We start from the raw sequence: 20,574 nt of genomic DNA on the forward strand, positions 1-20,574 counted from the left end.
TTTTATTCTAAGTAATAGTTTAGAAAGGTGATTAATATGACGAAGGCACTTGCAATGATATCTGGTGGACTTGATAGTACGCTAGCAGCGAAGCTTATAAAAGACCAAGGAATAGAAGTAATAGGTATATGTTTTAAATCTTATTTTTTTGGACCTAAGAATGCTATTAAAATGACAAAACAAATAGATATTCCATTAGAAATAGTGGATTTTTCAAAGGAGCACTTTGAGCTTGTTAAAAGTCCTAAGCATGGGTATGGAAAAAATATAAATCCGTGTATAGATTGCCATACAATGATGTTGAACTACACTGGAAAGCTTTTAGAGAAATACGAAGCAGATTTTATAATAACAGGAGAAGTTTTAAATCAGAGACCTATGTCTCAAAATAGAATTTCATTAGACATAGTAAAAAAAGAATCAGGTTTTAGTGATAAAATATTAAGACCTTTATGTGCTAAAAATCTTAATCCTACAAAGATGGAATTAGAGGGATTGGTAGATAGAGAAAAACTTTTAGACATATCCGGTAGAACTAGAAAAGTTCAAATGGAACTAGCGGAGAAATGGGGCATTGTAGATTATCCTTCTCCAGCAGGAGGGTGTAAATTAACAGAGCCTGGATATGCTAAAAGACTAAAGGAACTTTTGGAGCATAAGGAAATGCCAAGCATTAATGATTTAGAAATATTAAGATTAGGAAGACACTTTAGGGTTTCTGATAAAGCTAAAATTATATCCTGTAGAACAGCAGAGGAAACAGCTGAGATTAAGGAATACTTAACTACAAAGGATATGATTTTTTTAGCAGAGGATTTTAAAGGCTCTATGGTCATAATAGTTGGTGAACCTACAGAAGAAGATATAGAGTTTGCCGCTAGAGTTACAGGAAGGTATTGTAAAGGAAGAGATGAGGAAAAAGTTAAAATTAAGTATGGCTACTTTAAAAAAGCTTTTAGTAATCAGATAGAAGTAAAACCAGCCACAGATGAAGAGATAGATGAATTTATTCTACAAAATTAGAGTTCTGGTTTTTAAAAACAGGGGGGAGATTTGTGAAACAAAAGGCTATTATATCAGTATCAAGTAAACAATCAATTGATGAAGAGGAGCTTATTGAGGTGGTTACTCCGGGAAATTTTTATAAAAAAGAGAATTACTATTATGCTGTATATGAAGAAACAGAGTTATCCGGCATGAGGGGGACTACAACGACCTTAAAAATAGGTAAAGATAAGTTTTCACTTATAAGAATGGGAAGTACTAGTGCTAAGATGGATTTTGATAAAAAAACAAAAAACGTATCTATGTATAACACGCCATACGGTACCTTAGAGTTAAAAATAGAAACAAAGGATTTAGATATAGATATAAATGATAATGGGGGGAGTGTTATGGTAAATTATAACATGAGTTTATCGGGACAAACTCCATACAATACTATGCTAAAAATAAGTATAAAAGCACAAGAGTAAAATGAAATGAAAGCTTGAATTAGATGGAGCCTGTCTACGAATCTGCGACTTACATGCTAGATGTCGTTTAGGTATTTAAATATCATCTAATTCTTTCTTTTGGGTCCAAAAGTTTTCTGTACATTGTAGCAATATTATATTTGTTTAGAAATTATTAATATGGACATACTTAAATTAATAATATATTTATTAAAAATGGGGGAATGCTATAATGCAGAAATATTTTTCTGATAAAGAAGAGAAATATGAAAAAATAATAGGTTTGTTGTGCAAATACAAAGGATTAAATAGAGAGGACCTATTTAAAATTTTAAGAGATCAAGAATGCAAATACTTATTTTATCTACTTATTAAGAAATATGGCTGTGATGATAACATGGTAATAATTCAAAAAGATTTTCCAACGGTGAATAAAAATAGAATAAAGAATAATTTAAAAAAGGCAGAGGAAAAGCTATTATTAAATAGAAAGATAAGAAGTATGTATTTTGAAGCTGAAGATCTAATTGAAAAAACAGATTAGAATTAAAATTTTCGACAAAAGATAAAAAAACAGTAGCATAACATAGAAAAATATGATATTATACTAGATATGTTTTTAAAACACAAAAATGCCATTATATAATATAAGGGTATTTATTATTATAATACTAATAAGGTTATTTGTCAATAATTATTAGTATAGCAATACATGAGTGTAAAATATCTATACAAAACAGGGGGTGAAGACTGCTTTAATAGCAGGAGTTTTATGAGTACAAAGTATATATTTGTAACTGGTGGAGTTGTGTCTTCATTAGGAAAAGGAATAACAGCAGCTTCATTAGGAAGACTTTTAAAGAATAGAGGACTTAACGTATCAATTCAAAAGTTTGATCCATATATAAATATTGACCCAGGAACAATGAGTCCATACCAACATGGAGAAGTATTTGTTACGGACGATGGTGCTGAAACAGACCTTGATTTAGGACATTACGAAAGATTTATAGACGAGAGTTTAAGTAAAAACAGCAATGTTACTACAGGTAAAATTTATTGGTCAGTGATATCCAAGGAAAGAAAAGGAGATTATCTAGGAGGAACTGTCCAGGTAATCCCTCATATAACTAATGAGATTAAATCAAGAGTATACAGAGTTGGTAAAGAAAGAGATGTAGATGTAGTTATAACAGAAATTGGTGGAACTATTGGAGATATTGAATCATTACCATTCTTAGAAGCAATAAGACAGATAAAATATGATGTTGGAAGAGAAAATGTATGTTTTATACATGTGACATTGGTTCCATACTTAGGAAAATCAGGTGAGTTAAAGACTAAACCTACACAGCATTCAGTAAAGGAATTAAGAGGTATAGGTATACAGCCTGATATAATAGTATGCCGTTCAGAAAAACCTATTCCAAGTGATTTAAAAGAAAAAATAGGATTATTCTGTAATGTAGATGGAAATTCAGTAATTCAAAATTTAGATGCAGAAAATCTATATGAGGTTCCATTAATGCTTCATAAAGAAGGTTTAGATACTTTAGTATGTGAGAAGTTAAATCTAAAATGTAAAGGAATAGACAATAGTGAGTGGATTGAGATGGTTAACAAGGTTAAAAATCTTTCAAGAAATGTAACTATAGGTCTAGTTGGAAAATACGTAGAACTTCACGATGCATATATATCTGTAGTAGAGGCACTTAGTCATGGTGGTTATGCTAATGATTCTAATGTAAGTGTTAAATGGATAAATGCGGTAGAACTTACAGGTGATAATGTAGGTGAATATCTTAAAGATGTAGATGGAGTTTTAGTGCCAGGTGGATTTGGTGATAGAGGAGTAGAAGGAAAAATTGAAGCTATAAAGTGGGCAAGACAGAATAAAGTTCCTTTCCTTGGAATATGCCTTGGTATGCAGTGTGCTGTTATTGAATTTGCTAGAAATGTATTAGGTTATAAAGATGCAAATACTTCAGAGATAGATCCAGACACAACTCATCCGGTAATAGATTTAATGCCTGATCAAAAGGATATAGATGAAAAAGGCGGTACTATGAGACTTGGTGTATATCCATGTAAGCTATTAAAGGATACAAATTCCTCAGCAGCATATGGAGAAGAAATTATATACGAAAGACATAGACATAGATATGAATTTAGTAACGAATATAGAAAAGTGTTGACTGAAGCTGGATTATCTTTAGTTGGAACAAGTCCTGATTCAAGATTGGTTGAAATTGTTGAAATTAAAGATCACCCTTGGTTTGTAGCAGTTCAATTCCATCCTGAACTTAAATCAAGACCAAACAGACCGCATCCGTTATTTAAAGATTTTATAAAAGCATCATTAGATAATGTAAATGTAGGATTTTAGTATATTTATCCGATGACTACCCGCTCTAATACTCCCACGCTTTATATGAAACTCCTCTTCCTACGTCAGAGGAGTAAGCGATTGGCACCAAATCATAGATTTGGGCTCTCTGCTTAACTGGGAGTAAAGATCGGCTAAGTCCCTGGATTCGTTCAACTAAGAATCAGATGGGGTTTGAAACCCCATCTGATTCAAGTTTTCACTTCATAATTGGTATATGCAAATAATTGAATTGCATATACCAATTTGTTTTGTCGAAAAAAAGTAACTTATTAAAGTAATAATTGTAGAATTTTATGAAGGATTTTAATAATATTTATAGAAATATAGTAATTAGATTATATAAAAATTTAAAAGTCAGGAGGGGGAGATGAATGTTACTTAATACAGATATCAGTATAGCTCTTAAAAACTTCTATGGTTATTATAGTGTAAATAGATTTTCTTTGTTTGAAACAAATAGAATTAATAAAGATTTCACCTCTCTAGAAGTAAAAGTTCAAAATAACAGAGAGGTTATTATAAAGGTCAAATGTCCTGTTTGTGGCAAGGATCATTATTACAGATATAGCGTAAATGAATTTGTAAGAAGAAAATTAATAGTTGGCGGTTGTGAAGTTTTAGGAGAGCCTTTGTTTTATATAGGCAAATATGACAAGGTAAATCAAAAAATCAATCAATTGAAAAATGTTAACAGAAAGTTATATGCTATGATATAGTAATTAGGAGTAAGAGTGTTTCTTTTACTCCTAATTACATTTAAGGAAGATTAGCTAATAGTTAGGTTTGGGTTAGGAGAATTATAGGTTTAGAGTGTAGAAAAAGCCCTATATTTATTCAAGTAAGTATTTTTTTTATAATAATATGGATTAAAATAAAAAAAAGGGGTATAATGTATTGTGCACAGTACCTTTCAATGAAGAATTTCTTATGATAGAAATTCCAATCCTTTAAGCGATAGTCGTTACCGTCTATAGATAAGAGGTAATCTTAAGGCTGAAAGCTAATGGATAAGATTCTTTCGAGTATTCCCAAAAGGTTGTATATAATTAAAATTAAATAATGTGAGGTGTTATTCTTTGATTAACAAAGATTTAGAAGGCATGACTGTCGCTGAATTAAGAGAAACAGCAAAGAATTTAGATATAAAGAATGTATCGAAATATAAAAAGGCTGAGTTAATTGAGCAAATAAAGAAGGTTTCTCCTGCTTATATCGAAAAAGACGGTATAATACTTAGAGAAAAAATAACTCCTAAAATTGAGACAGTACATACTGCCAAGGAAGTTGAAAATAAAGAAATTATAAAAAGTGAAGAAGTTGTAAAACAAGAAGAGGTAAAGGTGCAAGAAGAAAAGGTTGAAGAACAACGAGTTACTGAAGAAAAAAGAGAAAAACTTAAAGAAATGATAAATGAGTCTGATACCGCTAGAGGCGTGCTTGAGATAATAGAAAGTAATAATTATGGATTCTTGAGAGGTAAAAATTATCTAACAGGACCTGATGATATATATGTATCACCATCTCAAATTAGAAGATTTAATCTAAAGACAGGTGATGAGGTTCAAGGTAAAGTTAGAACTCCAAAAGAAGGAGAAAAATTTAAGGCTTTACTTTATGTAGAAAGAGTAAATGGAGAAAATCCAGAAAGAGCAGTTGGAAGAAAACCATTTGAAACACTCATACCTATATATCCAGATCAAAGATTAAAATTGGAAACAGTAAAATCAGATCTATCAGCAAGACTTATGGATATAATATCACCTATAGGTAAAGGACAAAGAGGAATTATAGTAGCACCTCCTAAAGCAGGTAAAACTACTCTTCTAAAGAAAATAGCTCAAAGTATATCTACAAATCATGCAGAATCAAAACTTATAGTTGTATTAATAGATGAAAGACCAGAAGAAGTTACAGATATGCAAAGATCAATAAATGGAGAGGTAATTTATTCGACTTTTGATGAAGAACCTGAACATCACACTAAAGTTGCATATATGGTGCTTGAAAGAGCAAAGAGAATGGTGGAGCAAGGGCAAGATGTTATAATTCTTTTAGATAGTATTACAAGACTTTCAAGAGCTTATAACTTAACGATTACTCCAACAGGAAGAACTCTTTCAGGAGGATTAGATCCAGGAGCATTAATTATGCCTAAAAAATTCTTTGGTGCAGCTAGAAATATCGAAGAAGGCGGAAGTCTTACTATTCTTGCTACTGCACTTGTTGAAACAGGAAGCAGAATGGACGATATGATATTTGAAGAATTTAAGGGTACAGGAAATATGGAAGTACATCTTGATAGAAAGTTACAAGAAAGAAGAATATTCCCTGCTATAGACATATATAAATCAGGAACTAGAAGAGATGATTTATTATTTGATAGCCAGATGGAAAAAGATGTAGCCTTTAATATAAGAAAGGTATTATATGCTGGAAATAATACACAAAGTGTAACAGAACAGCTAATAAGTCTATTATCTAAAACAGAAACAAATGAGGAATTTATTAACATAGCAAGTAAGACAGATATAAATAAAAGTATAGATAGATGAAGTGGAAACTTGAATTAGTTGGAGTTTCAAACTCTAACTAATTCTTAGTTAAACGAATCCAGGGACGTAGCCGCTCGCAACGTACGCTTTGAGAAGTGGGAGTATTAGAGCGGGTAGTTATCGGATAAAACAACAAAACCTGCCCTTTTATAAATAAAGGACAGGTTTTGTAATAAGTTGTAAAGTAAGCTTTAAAACCTATTATTCTTCAGATTTTAAGTTGAACTTCTTCATGAATCTATCTACTCTTCCACCAACGTCCATTATCTTTTGCTTACCAGTGAAGAATGGATGGCATTGAGAGCATATTTCAACCTTAAGTTCATCTTTAGTTGAACCAGTTGTAAAAGTGTTTCCACATGCACACTTAACTACCGCCTCATGATGGTAATTTGGATGTATGCCTTCTTTCATATTTTTCACCTCTTTCGAATTTAAACATATCGTCTGTTTTATAACTATTGTATTATAACACAGTGACAAGTGTCAGTCAATAAAAGTAAATTAGAAATACTCTTTAATATATATATTATGTCTGATAGAATATACTTGTTTGGTTAATTATATACCTAGGAAGTAATTAGGGTAATGTGAAAATATAGGGAGTGAGTAATATAAATGAGTAAGTTATACTTTAGATATGGCGCTATGAATTGTGGAAAATCTACAAACCTTCTTCAAGTAGCATACAATTACGAAGAACGAGGTATGAAGATTATTATTATTAAACCTAAAACAGATACAAAGGGTGGAAACAAGGTGGTTTCCAGACTAGGCGTAACTAGAGAAGTAGATATGCTGCTGGATGATAGTAAGAATATATATGAGGAAGTAGAGCAATGGATTAACAAACATGGAAAAATTGACTGTATTCTAGGTGATGAAGTTCAATTTTTCAAAAAGGAGCAAATAGATCAGTTATTTAAAGTAGCAGTTTCTATGGATATACCTACAATTTGTTATGGTCTTCGCACAGATTTCCAAATGAACGGCTTTGAGGGCAGTGAAAGGTTGTTGCTTTTAGCCCATAGTCTTGAAGAGTTAAAAACTATATGCCAGTGCGGAAAAAAGGCTCTTTTAAATGGAAGAAAAGTAAATGGCAAGTTTATTTTTAAAGGGAAACAAATAGCAATAGATAAAGAAGATGATGTTGAGTATGAGGCGCTTTGTCCTAAATGCTATTTTGAATATAAAGAAAAATATGATAAACAAAAAATGAAGGATTAAGGCGGGGTGATGTAATGGGTAGGAAGACTACAGTTGGAGGTCAAGCTGTAATTGAAGGTGTAATGATGAGAGGAATGAAAGGAATAGCAACAGCTGTTAGAAAATCTAATGGTGAAATTGTTATAGATAGAAAGGAAAGTATACCTTTTACAAAGAGAAATAAGTTGCTAGGAATGCCTATTATTAGAGGTTTCGTATCATTAATAGAATCCTTAATAGTAGGAATAAATACCTTAAATTATTCTGCTTCATTTTTTGAGGATGAAGAGGAAGAACCTTCTAAATTTGATAAGTGGTTTGAAGGTATATTTAAAGATAAATCAAATGATGTCTTGATGGGCATTACCCTTTGTATATCTATAGGTATAGCTACGTTATTGTTCTTTATATTACCTACATTTGCTGCTAATATCTTTAAGAAGATTGGTGTTTATAATACAGTAGGGCTAAATATAATTGAGGGGATTATAAGAGTAGCTATCTTTCTAGCATATATTTTTTTAATAGGAAAAATGGATGATATAAAAAGAGTATTTGAGTATCATGGGGCAGAGCATAAAACTATATTTTGTTATGAAAATGAAATTGAACTTACTCCTGAAAATGCAGAAAAATTTAATAGATTTCATCCAAGATGTGGTACAAACTTTTTGTTTTTAGTTATGATAGTTAGTATAGTTCTATTTTCATTGACTGGATGGAGTAATATCTGGGAAAGAATATTATATAGGATAGTACTTTTGCCGGTGGTATCTGGAATAACTTATGAAATTATAAGATGGATGGGGAAAAGTGGAAGTAATTTATCAAAGATTACAGCTTATCCTGGACTTATGCTTCAAAAGCTTACAACAAGAGAACCAGATTATAAGCAGCTTGAAGTTGCTATAGCTGCACTTAAATCTGCAGAAGGGATTGTGGATTAATGGAAAAGGTGAAGTCGAAGATTGGGGAACTTTTAAAAAAAGGGTATGAAATTTTAAAATCAGTAGGTATAGACAGTTATCAGTTAGATTGTGAGCTTTTACTGGGGAAGGTTATAGAAAAAGACAGACTTTTTATGCTTATAAATAGAGAGTATGAGGTCAGTGATTTAGAGGCTGAAAAATACTTTCAACTTGTGGAAAAAAGAAAAAATAAAATGCCCATAAAATATATGCTTGGGGAATGTGAATTTATGGGGATGCCCTTTTATATTAAAGAAGGGGTGCTTATTCCAAGGCCGGATACTGAAGTTTTAGTAGAATCTGCAATTGAAGAAATAAAGAAAAATAAGTTTAAAAATATATGTGATGTATGTTGTGGAAGTGGAATAATAGGAATATCTATTGCCAAGCTTGTAGATAATATTAAAATTAAGAGCTGTGATATTTCTGATATAGCTTATGAGGTAACAAAAGAAAATGTAAATAGATTATCTGTAGGTGATAGGGTTCAGATTTTTAAAAGTGACTTATTAGAATGTTTTATAGGTAATGGGCAGAAATTTGATATGATAGTATCTAACCCTCCTTATATAAGACCAGATGTTATAGAAACTTTAATGGAAGATGTAAAAGACTATGAACCCTATGAAGCTTTATATGGGGGAGAAGATGGATTAGAGTTTTATAGAAAGATAACTTTTCAAAGTATACAGCTTTTAAATAAAGGTGGATTATTAATATTTGAAATTGGGCATGATCAAAAGGAAGCTGTAACTGAAATATTAAAAGAAAATGGATTCGGTGAGATAAAATGCATAAAGGATTTAGCTGAAAAAGATAGAGTTATAAAAGGAAAGCTTGAAATTTGTTGCTAGAAATAAAAGAATTGTGATATAATTATTTATTGTGAAAATATTTATACGGAGTGATAAAAAAGTATGTTAGAAAGACTTAACTTTATAGAAAATAAATATGAAGAACTATCCATAAAAATAAGTGACCCAACAGTTATGGCTGACCAGAAAGAATGGCAAAAATTATGTAAAGAACATGCAGAATTAGAAATACTAGTTGTAAAATACAGAGAATATAGAAAAGCTCAAGATGATTTAGAATCTGCTAAAGAAATGCTTAAAGATGAAACAGATAAAGATATGAGAGAAATGGCACAAGAAGAGATAAAAGAGCTTACTACTACTATTGAAGAAACAGAAAATGAGTTAAGAATATTACTTCTACCTAAAGATCCTAATGATGATAAGAACGTATTTGTTGAAATAAGAGGAGGAGCTGGCGGAGACGAGGCGGCTCTATTTGCAGCAAATCTAACAAGAATGTATACAAGATATGCTGAGCGTAAAGGCTGGAAGATTGAAACTATAAGCATAAATGCTACAGATATCGGTGGATTTAAAGAAATTGTCTTTATGATAAAGGGTGATGGTGCCTATAGTAAATTAAAATACGAAAGTGGAGCTCACAGAGTACAAAGAGTTCCTGATACTGAATCCAGTGGAAGAATACACACTTCTACAGCTACAGTAGCAGTTTTGCCTGAAGTTGATGATGTAGAAGTTGAAATTAGTCAAAATGACATAAGAATAGATGTATTTAGAGCTTCAGGACATGGTGGGCAGTGTGTTAATACTACAGACTCAGCTGTAAGAATCACACACTTACCAACTGGTCTTGTAGTATCTTGCCAGGATGAAAAATCACAGCTTAAAAATAAAGAAAAAGCTATGAAGGTTCTTAAATCAAGATTATTTGAAAGAGCTCAAGCTGAAAGAAGTGCAAGTATAGCTGAAGATAGAAAAAGTCAGGTTGGAACAGGGGATAGAAGTGAAAGAATAAGAACTTATAACTATCCTCAAGGTAGAGTTACTGACCATAGAGTAGGAGTAACTTTATACAAATTAGATTCATTCCTTGATGGAGATATAGATGATATAATAGATGTTCTGATAACTACAGAACAGGCAGAAAAGATGAAGGCTATGGGAAACAACCAATGATGTGAAACTTGAATCATAGGGGGTAATTCCATATGATTCGTAGTTGAACGAATCCAGGGACGTAGCCGCTCTTCACTTTCATTTTGAATAAAATGAAAGTGTTAGAGTGGGTAGTCATCGGGTAGCATTGATATCTAAAGTTATATAACAATTATCGTAAGAAAAGGGGTAAACTAATGAATATAGATAAAGCCATTAGAAAGCAAAAAAAATCTTATAAAAGATTTCTGCTCTCAATGTGCTTTATCTTTTTTACATTACCAGCTGTATTAATTCTTTCTAAAAAGTTTTATATATTTTATATAGTTTATATGATAATTGTAGAATTTCTAATACTTGTATCGATTTTTGTAAGGACAAGTAATGAATCTTTAAAATTCAAAAATGATGGATATAGATTAAGACTATCTTTGGGAATTACTAATAAAAAACTTAATATAATCACAGAGAAAGTTTTTTTAGTTCATGTTGAAGATGTTTTGTCTGATAAAGGCGAAGTTATAGATTTTAAAATAATCTTGATTACAGGATCTAAGTTTAGAAGTGATAGAATGCTCCCTGTAAGTATAAATTTTCTAAAAAAATACTCTTATGTAGCACATCACTACAACAGGATTAAAGTTATGCAGCCAGAGAATAATTATTACTATACTATAATCAAAAGAGGTGGGTTAAATAAATATCCTCTCTTGGATATCATATACAAAACCTGTGTCTATTCTTATTTTACAGGAGAAGCTGTAGAAAAGATAAAATTTTATCGTAAAAATTCTCAGTATTATTAATCATATATGTAACGATATATAAATAAATATGATATATGAGTAATTTATAGATAGGGTGGTTTTTTGGATGTAAATATGATTAGAATTGTAATAATAGGCAGCATGGTATCGTTAATGGGTACAATGGTTGGAGCTTCATTAGGAGTGATAGTAAAAAAGCCTTCCAATAGGCTTTTGGGTGGTATCATAGGCTTTGCTGGAGGGCTTATGCTATCTGTAGTAGTATTTGACTTAATCCCTGAAGCCATTATTAAGTGGAATTTTTTTGGTACTATAAGTTTTTGTATAATAGGCATAATAGTAATTGCCCTTGTAGATAACAAAATAAATTTGGAAAATGTAAATAAACATACAAAAGTTGCATTTATGGCAGCTTTAGGGCTTATGATTCATAATTTTCCAGAAGGGATAATAATGGGATGCGGATTTGCAGCAGGAGGTACCCTTGGTATAAAGATGGCGTTAATTATCTCTATTCACGATATACCAGAGGGAATTGCTGTATCTGCACCATTGGTGGCTTCTAGAGTGAAAGTATCTAAAATACTAGTCTATGCTTTTATAACTGCTTTTCCTACAGCGATAGGTACTTGGGTTGGAGCTTACATAGCTAATATATCAATGAATGTACTAGGTGCTTGCCTTTCTTTTGCATCAGGAATAATGTTATATGTGGTATGCGGAGAAATGCTTCCGGAATCATCAAAACTCTGGGATGGGGTAACAAGTACTGTAGGCATATTAACAGGAATTATAGTGGGTTTGGTTATAGTAAGGCTATTATAATAGAAATCAATTTAGACTGTTTAAACTTACACTGGTTTTGCAGTCTTTTTTTCTTGAAATAGGTATTTGGATATATACTTGAAAAAGGAATTCCATTAAACTATAATTGTAAAATGTTAAGCATGAATTAATGTTTTAAAGTTATTAAAAAAAAGGGGAGCTAATTTAGTATGGATACAAAGGTAGTAATGTTAGATGAGGGAAGTTTAGATAGAGCTTCTATAAAAGAAGCAGGGGAAATAATAAGAAATGGTGGCCTTGTGGCATTTCCAACAGAAACTGTTTATGGTCTTGGCGCTAATGCTTTAGACAATGAGTCTGTAAAAAAGATATTCGAAGCAAAGGGGAGGCCACAAGATAACCCGCTAATAGTTCATATTGCAGACTTTGAGGATATAAAACCTTTAGTAGAGGAAGTATCTGAGATTGCACTTAAGTTTATGAATAGATTCTGGCCAGGGCCTATGACCATGATTTTACCTAAGTCGTCTATTATTCCTGACGCTGCAAGTGCATCTCTTCCAAGTGTGGGAATCAGAATGCCTTCAAATGTAATAGCTAGAGAACTTATAAGGGCAGCTAAGGTACCTATAGCAGCGCCATCTGCAAATATTTCGGGAAGGCCTAGTCCTACAGATGTACAGAGATGTATAGAAGATTTAAGTGGAAGAGTGGATTACATTCTTGGTGGTGAAATTTGTGATATAGGCTTAGAGTCTACAATAATAGATTGTACTGTACAGCCAACTTGTGTTTTGCGTCCAGGTGGAATAACTCTTGAGATGCTAAGGGAGATAGATCCAAATGCATACATTGATCCAGCTATTATGGAAAAACCAAATGAAGATTTAAAGCCTAAAGCTCCAGGAATGAAATATAGACATTATGCTCCAAAAGCTACTGTAAAAATTGTTCAAGGAGATTTACAAAAAACTATTGCAAAAATTAACGAAATGGTGCAAAATTATATAGATAGAAATGAAGTGGTAGGTATAATGGCTACTGAGGAGACAAAAGATAGTTATCCAAAAGGTCTAGTGCTATCTTTAGGAAGCAGAAAGAATATGATAAGTGTATCCCAAGGGTTATTTGAAACACTTAGAAGTTTTGATGACAAAAAAGTTGATGTCATTATATCTGAAGCCTTTGAGGAAAAAGGTGTAGGGGTAGCTGTTATGAATAGATTAAAAAAATCTGCAGGATTTGATATTATTAAGGTCTAATTATTTTCAGGAGGTTAAGTATGAAGAATATACTATTTGTTTGTACAGGAAATACTTGTAGAAGTTGTATGGCAGAAGCTATTTTTAATAGTTTGTGCGACTTAGAAGATATAAAAGCTATTTCTGCAGGCATTGCTGTGGTAAAAGATAGTAAGACCTCTGAAAACTCAGCATTGGTAGTTAAAGAAAATATTGGATTAAATTTAAATGACAGAGAGTCGAAGCAAATCACTAAAGAAATGATAGAAAATTCAGATTTGATTTTAACTATGACTTCATACATAAGAGATCTTTTAGTCAACGCATTTCCAGAATTTAAAGCTAAGATTTATTCTTTAAATGAATATGTGTTACTTGAAACTGATGTAGTTGACCCATTTGGTGGAAATATAGAAGTTTATAGACAGACTTACAAGCAATTAAAGAATAGTATTTTATTGCTATTGGACAAATTGAAGAAGATATAGGCATTAGATGATGTTATTATCTTCTTTTTTTACGCGCTGTGAATTTATAATTTATTTTAAAAATAAATTATTTAAATTAAATAATTAGTATTTATAATTTTGGAGGTATTTTTTATGAAAATTGCAATAGGAAGTGACCATGGCGGATTTAAATTAAAGAATGAAATAGTTAAACATCTACAAGCTAAAGGAATAGAATATAATGACTTTGGTACTTTAACTGAACAATCCTGTGATTATCCTGAATTTGCTCTTAAGGTAGCAGAAGAGGTGTCAAATAAGAATTATGACCTCGGTATTTTAGTCTGTGGAACAGGAATTGGAATTAGTATAGCTGCGAATAAAGTTCCAGGAATAAGAGCAGCGGTATGCGGAGATACTTTTAGTGCACATGCTTGCAGGGAACATAATAATGCAAATATACTTGCATTAGGTGAAAGAGTTACAGGTGTAGGTCTTGCAATTGATATAGTTGATACTTTCATAAATTCCAATTTTGAAGGTGATAGACACCAAAGAAGAATAGATAAGATCTCAGAAATAGAAAAAAAGTATAGTAAATGAAGTGTAAACTTGAATTAGATGGAGTTTCAAACTCCACCTGATTCTTAGTTGAACGAATCCAGGGACGTAGCCGATCTTTACTCCTGCTTTGAAGAAGATGGGAGTATTAGAGCAGGTAGTCATCGGATAAATTTAAACATATAAGAAATAATAAGTGAAAAAATTGTCACAAGTACAATAAACATATTGGAGGAATTTTAAAATGAGTAAAGTAACACAAATAGCACATCCATTAATATTACATAAATTAGCATTTATAAGAAGTAAAAACACAGGGTCTAAGGATTTTAGGGAGCTTGTAGAAGAAGTTGCTATGCTTATGGCATATGAAGTAACTCGTGATCTACAAACAGAAGAGGTAGAAATAGAAACACCGATATGTACAACTAAGTGTAAAATGCTTGCAGGTAAGAAGGTTGCTATAGTTCCAATACTAAGAGCTGGACTTGGAATGGTTGGTGGTATGACTAAACTTATTCCAGCAGCGAAGGTAGGACATATAGGCCTTTATAGGGATGAAGAAACATTAATGCCTGTAGAGTATTTCTGCAAACTTCCTCAAGACATAGGAGAGAGAGATGTAATTGTTACAGACCCTATGCTTGCAACAGGCGGTTCTGCAGTAGATGCTATAGCTCTTCTTAAGAAAAAAGGAGCTAAAAACATAAGATTAATGTGTTTAATAGCTGCACCAGAGGGTGTAAAAAATGTTACAGATAATCATCCTGATGTTGATGTATATGTTGCATCTATAGATGAAAAGTTAAATGAAAATGGATATATAGTTCCTGGATTAGGCGATGCTGGAGACAGACTATATGGAACTAAATAAAGTTTAAGTTCAAAATAAGCAGTGAAAATTTTACTGCTTATTTTTCTGCCTTGAAACCTTATAAGTACTTTTAATTACATTATTTTTAGTATAGAATAAAATAGTAGTAAACAATAAAGTGATTTAAGAATATTATGTAGAATGAATACAGTAGTGCTTGGAGGTAAAAATGGAGAGAATCGACAAAAATAATTATTATTTAGATATATGTGAAACTGTATTGGAAAGAGGCACTTGTATCAGACGTAATTTTGCAGCTATAATTGTGAAACAGGATGAGATAATGTCCACAGGCTATACGGGAGCACCTAGAGGACGGAAGAACTGTTGTGATTTAGGATATTGCAGAAGAGAAGAATTAAATGTACCTAGAGGAACTAGATATGAGTTGTGTAGATCTGTGCATGCTGAACAAAACGCAATAATATCTGCAAGGCGTCAGGATATGATAGGTTCAACTATGTATCTTGTTGGCAAGGAGAAAAAGACAGGAGAGTATGTATATAATGCATCTCCATGTTCGCTGTGCGAAAGATTTATAATAAATGCAGGAATTGAAAAGATAATTATAAGAGATACGAAAAACTATTACAGAGAAATATGTATTCAGGATTGGATTGACACCGATGACTCACTTCAAGGAGGAGCTTCCTATTGAAGCCAAGATCTTAACTCAGATTGGAGACTAACGCTAAGTTAGTTAGGTAAAATTTTATTAGGAGAAATTTCTACCTTAAGATCATTATAGTATAGCTTAATATTAATTGAGGAAGGTTAACTTATGAATGAATTATACGTTTTGGCAGTAATTTCAGTTGCAATTTCTGCGATACTGACCCCTTTTGTAAAAAAATTTGCTATAAAAATGAAGGTTATAGATATTCCAAAGGATAACAGAAGAATACATAAAAAACCTATACCCCTTCTTGGTGGATTGGCAATATACTTTTCATTTATTTTAACTTTGATACTGAAGTCTGGTAGCCTATCCAGATCAGAAATAGGTATTATAATAGGAGCTACAATAATAGTTATTGGAGGATTTTTAGATGATAAGTTTGACATAAGGCCTTGGCATAAGTTACTAATTCAGATGGCATCAGCATTGTCGTTAGTAATATATGGAATAAGGATACAGCTAATTACAAATCCAATAAGTAGCTCAGAGCTGTACATAAGTATAGGAATACTCTCTATACCATTAACCATTGTATGGGTCGTAGGAATTACCAATGCCTTAAATCTGATAGACGGATTAGATGGATTAGCCGCAGGAGTTGCATTTATTTCAGCAGTTACAATTTTTATTATAGCATTATTAAATAATAGGTCAGAAGCGGCTGTATTGACGGTCATATTATCAGGGGCTATATTAGGTTTTCTACCCTATAATTTTAATCCGGCAACTATATTTATGGGCGACACGGGAGCGCAGCTCCTAGGATTTTTGCTTGCTGCTATATCCATAGAAGGAGCAATAAAATCTGCAGCAGCTTTTGCAATAGCGGTGCCAATACTTGCACTGGGAATACCTATATATGATATTCTATTTGCTATGATTAGAAGAAAATTGAATGGAAGGCCTATAATGCAGGCTGATAGAGGCCATCTTCACCATAGACTTTTAGATATGGGACTTACGCAAAGACAGGCTGTTATAATAATGTATCTAATAAGTGCAGTTCTTGGCAGCTTTGCTATAATAGCTATGCAGGTAAGTACACAGAGATCATACTTTTTACTAGCAATGGTAATGGTTGTACTTGTAATAGTAGCTTGGAAATTTGGTTTTTTTGAACATAGAGAATAATGAAGATAAATTTAATTGTTTATTGTCCGATTTGGGCTAGCAATTTGGAGGTAATATAAATGAACAAAATTAAGGTTATAACGATATTTGGAACAAGACCTGAAGCCATAAAAATGGCACCTTTAGTAAAGAAACTTAATGAGGAAAAAAATATAGAAAGCAAGGTTTGTGTAACAGCTCAGCATAGAGAAATGTTGGATCAGGTATTAGAACTTTTTAATATTAAACCTGATTTTGATCTAAATATTATGAAGGCAAAACAGAGCTTAACAGGAATAACCACAAGAGTATTAGAAGGACTTGAAGAGATCTTTGAACAGGAGAAGCCAGACTTAGTTCTTGTACATGGAGATACTACAACAACATTTGCAGGGGCTTTAGCTGCATTTTACCAAAAAATAAAGGTCGGACATGTAGAAGCTGGACTTAGAACTTATGATAAGTATTTCCCTTTCCCAGAAGAAATGAATAGAAAACTTACAGGGGCGGTAGCAGATTTACACTTTGCACCAACCTCTGGATCAAAAAATAATTTGTTAAGAGAAGGGATTAGTGAAAAAGATATATTTGTAACTGGAAACACAGTAATTGATGCCATGGAATTTACTGTAGAGGATAGCTATAGGTTTAGTAATAAGGAATTAAATGATATAGATTATAGTGAAAGAAAAGTTATAATGGTAACAGCCCATAGGAGAGAAAACTGGGGAGAAGGTATAGAAAATATATGTAAAGCATTAAAAACCATAGTTGAAAAAAATGAAGATGTAGAGCTAGTATATCTTGTTCACCTAAACCCTGTAGTTAAAGATGTAGTGCATAAAGTTCTTGGAGAAGTTGAAAGAGTACATTTACTATCTCCTCTAGATACTAAAGAGACTCATAATTTAATGAATAAGTGTCATATGATCATGACAGATTCAGGTGGGTTACAGGAGGAGGCGCCACATTTAGGAAAACCAGTGCTTGTTTTAAGAGATGTAACAGAAAGACCAGAAGCTGTTAAATCAGGAACTGTGAAGCTTGTAGGAACTGATGTAAACACAATAGTAAATACAGCTAATGAGTTGATAAAAAACTCTACAGAATATGATAAAATGAGTAGAGCTATTAATCCATATGGTGATGGTGAAGCTTCACAAAGAATAGTAGCCGCTATATTGGAGCATTTTGGATTTGAGAGTGGTGGGTACAAAGAGTTTATTTAGAATTTTTATCTTTTAATAATAAATTAAGAACCTACGACTCCTTAAGAGTGGTAGGTTCTTGTAGTTTATAAGAGTTTTTAGTCAAAATCGCAGAAAATTTATCCAAAAAATTTACATGGAATTAATAGTAATAGTTGAAATATTGATACAAATAGTGTAAAGTAATAGATAAGGAAGTAGTAACATCCAAGTTTGTTAAAATTTGAGACAGGAAATTGAAATGAAAACGATTCAAAAAACACTCAAAATATTTCTAAAGAAACTTTTCATAGCTTAAATATCAACAGATTTAGCAATTCGGATAAAATTAGAGTAATGAAGATAAAAGTATATATTATTGTTAAAAAATGAACGATTAAAGCAAAATACAAACAATATAAGCAAAAAGCAAGATTTTATTTATGTTCTATTAGATTATATAATAAGTTATCATGGTATGCGGCACTGGAGGAAATGAAAGTGAAATATGACCTTAGGGATGTATTTGGAAAAGTCATAATATTTGATATAATGATAGGGGTAATATGTGCTGGATTCTTTCAATTAATATTTAAGAAATATTCTTTGATATTTTTAGGTGGACTAGTCCTAGCTCTTATAAACTTCTTAGTAAATGGAATAATAACAGAGTATATGTTATTGAAAAATAAAAATAAGTATGTGCTGAGCACTTCTATAGGACTTATTGTCAGAGTTGCAGTAGTTTGTGGCATTGCGATATTTGTTTATAGAATCGATCAGTTTAATGTGGTTGCTTATATGTTAGGATATAGTTGTCATTTCATATCTTTAACATTATATGGAATAAAAATAAATAATGAAGGGAAGTGATTAATTGGAAACTGTTGAACCTTTATTCTATTTAAATTTATTTGGCTATAAATTTGACGTTACGCCAAGCTATCTAGTTATGTGGATAATTACAGCTATAATAGTTTTAGGAGCTATCATAGCTACTAGAAGATTAGAAAAAATTCCTAACAGAAAGCAAAATATAGTAGAGATGGTTGTTGAATCTATCAATAATCTTGTTAAGAATAATATGGGAGAACAATGTGTTGCTTACATACCATACATAGGAACACTAGCGATTTTTATATTGTTAATGAACTTAATAGGACTGATAGGTATTGAGCCACCAACAAAAGATTATAACATAGCTTTAGGCTTGGCTATAATTACATTTTTTATAGTTCAAATAAATGCTATAAAGAAAAATGGATTTGGGCATTATCTTAAAGGATATGCACATCCTTTTGCGTTCTTGTTACCTTTAAATTTAGTTGAAAGATTTGTGCTCCCAGTATCATTGAGTCTGCGACTTTTTGGTAATATGACAGCTGCAGTAGTAGTACTTGACCTTGTTTATAATAGTTTAGCTAAGGTAGCATGGGTTGCACAGCTTGGAATTCCGGTTCCAGTACACGCATTTTTCGACATATTTGACGGTGGAATGCAAATGTTTATATTTGTTATGTTAACAATGGTTAATATAAAAGTAGTAGAAGAACATTAAAAAACAAATTAAAAAATTTAGGAGGTAAGAACTATGGGTACAATTGATCCACAAGCATTTATAAAAGGAATGGCATTATTAGGAGCAGGTGTAGCTGCTATAGGTTGTTTAGGTGGAGGTATAGGTTGTGGAACTGCTGCTGGAAAAGCTGTTGAAGGTGTTTCAAGACAGCCAGAAGCAAGTGGTAAAATAATCAGTACAATGGTTATCGGTGCAGCGTTATCAGAAGCAACATCAATATACGCACTTCTAGTTGCATTATTACTATTATTCAAAGCATAAACAAAGAATACTTAAGAATTGTTAAAAATTAAGCCCGAAGGGAGGCTTTTGTGTAGATGGAGATACATCTTTCTAAAATTTTAGCTACTATAATAAACTTCGGTATACTATACTTAATTTTAAAACATTATCTATTTAAGCCAGTTAATAATGCTATCGATTCAAGACAGAATGAAATAATCACTAACATAAATAAAGCAGAAGAAGATAGAATAAAAGCTGAAGAACTTAGAAAAGAAAATGAAGATAAGTTAAGACAGGCCAAACAAGAAGGTAAAACTATAGTAGAAGATTATAAAGTAAAAGCCGATAAAGTTTCCTCAGACATTTTACAAGAAGCTCGTCAAGAAGCAGAAGCAATAATTGAAAGAGCTAAAGTTGAAGCTGAAAGAGAAAAAGAAAAGGCAGCTGATGAAGTAAAGACTCAAGTTGTTGACTTAGCTGTTTTATTATCTTCAAAGGCTTTGGAAGAGTCTGTAAATGAACAACAACATAGGAGACTTATAAAGGATTTTATAGCTAAGGTAGGTATCTAACT

24 protein-coding genes are annotated in these 20,574 nt (G+C 31.9%); 23 read left to right on the top strand and 1 reads right to left on the bottom strand.

Annotated elements, in window-relative coordinates:
- Nucleotides 1-36: 36 nt before the first annotated feature.
- The 6 genes from CLMAG_RS21640 to rho all read left to right on the top strand — a co-directional run bounded on the left by CLMAG_RS21640 (nt 37) and on the right by rho (nt 6,395).
- A complete protein-coding gene (locus CLMAG_RS21640) occupies nt 37-1,023 on the top strand; it encodes a queuosine synthesis (RefSeq protein ID WP_066627403.1) in 987 nt (328 codons plus the stop codon).
- A gap of 32 nt (nt 1,024-1,055) precedes the next feature.
- Nucleotides 1,056-1,475, top strand: coding sequence for a YwiB family protein (locus CLMAG_RS21645; RefSeq protein ID WP_066627407.1), 420 nt, complete (start codon nt 1,056-1,058; stop codon nt 1,473-1,475).
- 211 nt (nt 1,476-1,686) lie between these two features.
- Nucleotides 1,687-1,998: a ribose-5-phosphate isomerase gene (locus tag CLMAG_RS21650; protein ID WP_066627410.1), complete on the top strand. Its 312-nt coding sequence runs from the start codon at nt 1,687-1,689 to the stop codon at nt 1,996-1,998.
- A gap of 228 nt (nt 1,999-2,226) precedes the next feature.
- Nucleotides 2,227-3,840, top strand: a complete 1,614-nt coding sequence (locus tag CLMAG_RS21655) for a CTP synthase (RefSeq protein ID WP_066627417.1) — start codon at nt 2,227-2,229, stop codon at nt 3,838-3,840.
- Between the two features lie 374 nt (nt 3,841-4,214).
- Complete coding sequence (locus tag CLMAG_RS21660; protein WP_066627420.1) at nt 4,215-4,559, top strand: hypothetical protein; 345 nt, start codon at nt 4,215-4,217, stop codon at nt 4,557-4,559.
- Between the two features lie 360 nt (nt 4,560-4,919).
- Nucleotides 4,920-6,395, top strand: coding sequence for a transcription termination factor Rho (rho, locus tag CLMAG_RS21665; RefSeq protein ID WP_066627424.1), 1,476 nt, complete (start codon nt 4,920-4,922; stop codon nt 6,393-6,395).
- Between the two features lie 201 nt (nt 6,396-6,596).
- On the opposite strand, the gene rpmE is transcribed toward rho, so the two are convergent.
- Complete coding sequence (rpmE, locus tag CLMAG_RS21670) at nt 6,597-6,809, bottom strand: 50S ribosomal protein L31 (RefSeq protein ID WP_066627427.1); 213 nt, start codon at nt 6,807-6,809, stop codon at nt 6,597-6,599.
- Nucleotides 6,810-7,013: 204 nt separating this feature from the next.
- On the opposite strand from rpmE, the gene CLMAG_RS21675 reads away from it, so the two are divergent.
- The 17 genes from CLMAG_RS21675 (at nt 7,014) to CLMAG_RS21755 (ending at nt 20,572) form a co-directional block, all read left to right on the top strand.
- Nucleotides 7,014-7,622, top strand: coding sequence for a thymidine kinase (locus CLMAG_RS21675; RefSeq protein WP_066627429.1), 609 nt, complete (start codon nt 7,014-7,016; stop codon nt 7,620-7,622).
- Nucleotides 7,623-7,636: 14 nt separating this feature from the next.
- A complete protein-coding gene (locus CLMAG_RS21680; protein ID WP_066627431.1) occupies nt 7,637-8,548 on the top strand; it encodes a DUF1385 domain-containing protein in 912 nt (303 codons plus the stop codon).
- Nucleotides 8,548-9,423, top strand: a complete 876-nt coding sequence (gene prmC / locus CLMAG_RS21685; protein ID WP_066627433.1) for a peptide chain release factor N(5)-glutamine methyltransferase — start codon at nt 8,548-8,550, stop codon at nt 9,421-9,423. The genes CLMAG_RS21680 and prmC overlap by 1 nt, the downstream gene beginning before the upstream one ends.
- Before the next feature lie 63 nt (nt 9,424-9,486).
- Entirely contained in the window at nt 9,487-10,563 is a 1,077-nt protein-coding gene (prfA, locus tag CLMAG_RS21690; RefSeq protein WP_066627435.1) for a peptide chain release factor 1, read from the top strand.
- 176 nt (nt 10,564-10,739) lie between these two features.
- A complete protein-coding gene (locus CLMAG_RS21695; protein ID WP_066627437.1) occupies nt 10,740-11,348 on the top strand; it encodes a hypothetical protein in 609 nt (202 codons plus the stop codon).
- Between the two features lie 63 nt (nt 11,349-11,411).
- Nucleotides 11,412-12,134 (top strand): ZIP family metal transporter, encoded by a 723-nt coding sequence (locus CLMAG_RS21700; RefSeq protein WP_066627439.1) that lies wholly within the window; start codon nt 11,412-11,414, stop codon nt 12,132-12,134.
- A 170-nt stretch (nt 12,135-12,304) separates the two neighbouring features.
- The gene (locus CLMAG_RS21705) at nt 12,305-13,357 is read left to right on the top strand and encodes an L-threonylcarbamoyladenylate synthase (protein ID WP_066627441.1); all 1,053 of its coding nucleotides are present in this window, start codon (nt 12,305-12,307) and stop codon (nt 13,355-13,357) included.
- Between the two features lie 20 nt (nt 13,358-13,377).
- Nucleotides 13,378-13,824, top strand: coding sequence for a low molecular weight protein arginine phosphatase (locus CLMAG_RS21710; protein WP_066627443.1), 447 nt, complete (start codon nt 13,378-13,380; stop codon nt 13,822-13,824).
- A gap of 114 nt (nt 13,825-13,938) precedes the next feature.
- Complete coding sequence (gene rpiB, locus CLMAG_RS21715; protein WP_066627445.1) at nt 13,939-14,388, top strand: ribose 5-phosphate isomerase B; 450 nt, start codon at nt 13,939-13,941, stop codon at nt 14,386-14,388.
- A gap of 202 nt (nt 14,389-14,590) precedes the next feature.
- Nucleotides 14,591-15,220: a uracil phosphoribosyltransferase gene (upp, locus tag CLMAG_RS21720; RefSeq protein ID WP_066627448.1), complete on the top strand. Its 630-nt coding sequence runs from the start codon at nt 14,591-14,593 to the stop codon at nt 15,218-15,220.
- 169 nt (nt 15,221-15,389) lie between these two features.
- Complete coding sequence (locus CLMAG_RS21725) at nt 15,390-15,878, top strand: deoxycytidylate deaminase (protein ID WP_066627450.1); 489 nt, start codon at nt 15,390-15,392, stop codon at nt 15,876-15,878.
- 123 nt (nt 15,879-16,001) lie between these two features.
- A complete protein-coding gene (locus tag CLMAG_RS21730) occupies nt 16,002-17,030 on the top strand; it encodes an MraY family glycosyltransferase (RefSeq protein WP_066627452.1) in 1,029 nt (342 codons plus the stop codon).
- Nucleotides 17,031-17,089: 59 nt separating this feature from the next.
- Nucleotides 17,090-18,238 (top strand): non-hydrolyzing UDP-N-acetylglucosamine 2-epimerase, encoded by a 1,149-nt coding sequence (gene wecB / locus CLMAG_RS21735; protein ID WP_066627454.1) that lies wholly within the window; start codon nt 17,090-17,092, stop codon nt 18,236-18,238.
- Nucleotides 18,239-18,697: 459 nt separating this feature from the next.
- Nucleotides 18,698-19,069, top strand: coding sequence for an ATP synthase subunit I (locus CLMAG_RS21740; RefSeq protein WP_066627455.1), 372 nt, complete (start codon nt 18,698-18,700; stop codon nt 19,067-19,069).
- A 4-nt stretch (nt 19,070-19,073) separates the two neighbouring features.
- Nucleotides 19,074-19,754 carry a F0F1 ATP synthase subunit A gene (locus CLMAG_RS21745; RefSeq protein ID WP_066627459.1) on the top strand — a complete coding sequence of 227 codons (681 nt, stop codon included), beginning with the start codon at nt 19,074-19,076 and terminating at the stop codon, nt 19,752-19,754.
- A 33-nt stretch (nt 19,755-19,787) separates the two neighbouring features.
- Complete coding sequence (gene atpE, locus CLMAG_RS21750; RefSeq protein WP_066627461.1) at nt 19,788-20,036, top strand: ATP synthase F0 subunit C; 249 nt, start codon at nt 19,788-19,790, stop codon at nt 20,034-20,036.
- A 56-nt stretch (nt 20,037-20,092) separates the two neighbouring features.
- Nucleotides 20,093-20,572 carry a F0F1 ATP synthase subunit B gene (locus CLMAG_RS21755; protein ID WP_066627463.1) on the top strand — a complete coding sequence of 160 codons (480 nt, stop codon included), beginning with the start codon at nt 20,093-20,095 and terminating at the stop codon, nt 20,570-20,572.
- Nucleotides 20,573-20,574: the final 2 nt, after the last annotated feature.

It is taken from the genome of Clostridium magnum DSM 2767, assembly GCF_001623875.1.
In the GTDB taxonomy this organism is placed as follows: Bacteria; Bacillota; Clostridia; order Clostridiales; family Clostridiaceae; genus Clostridium_AM; species Clostridium_AM magnum.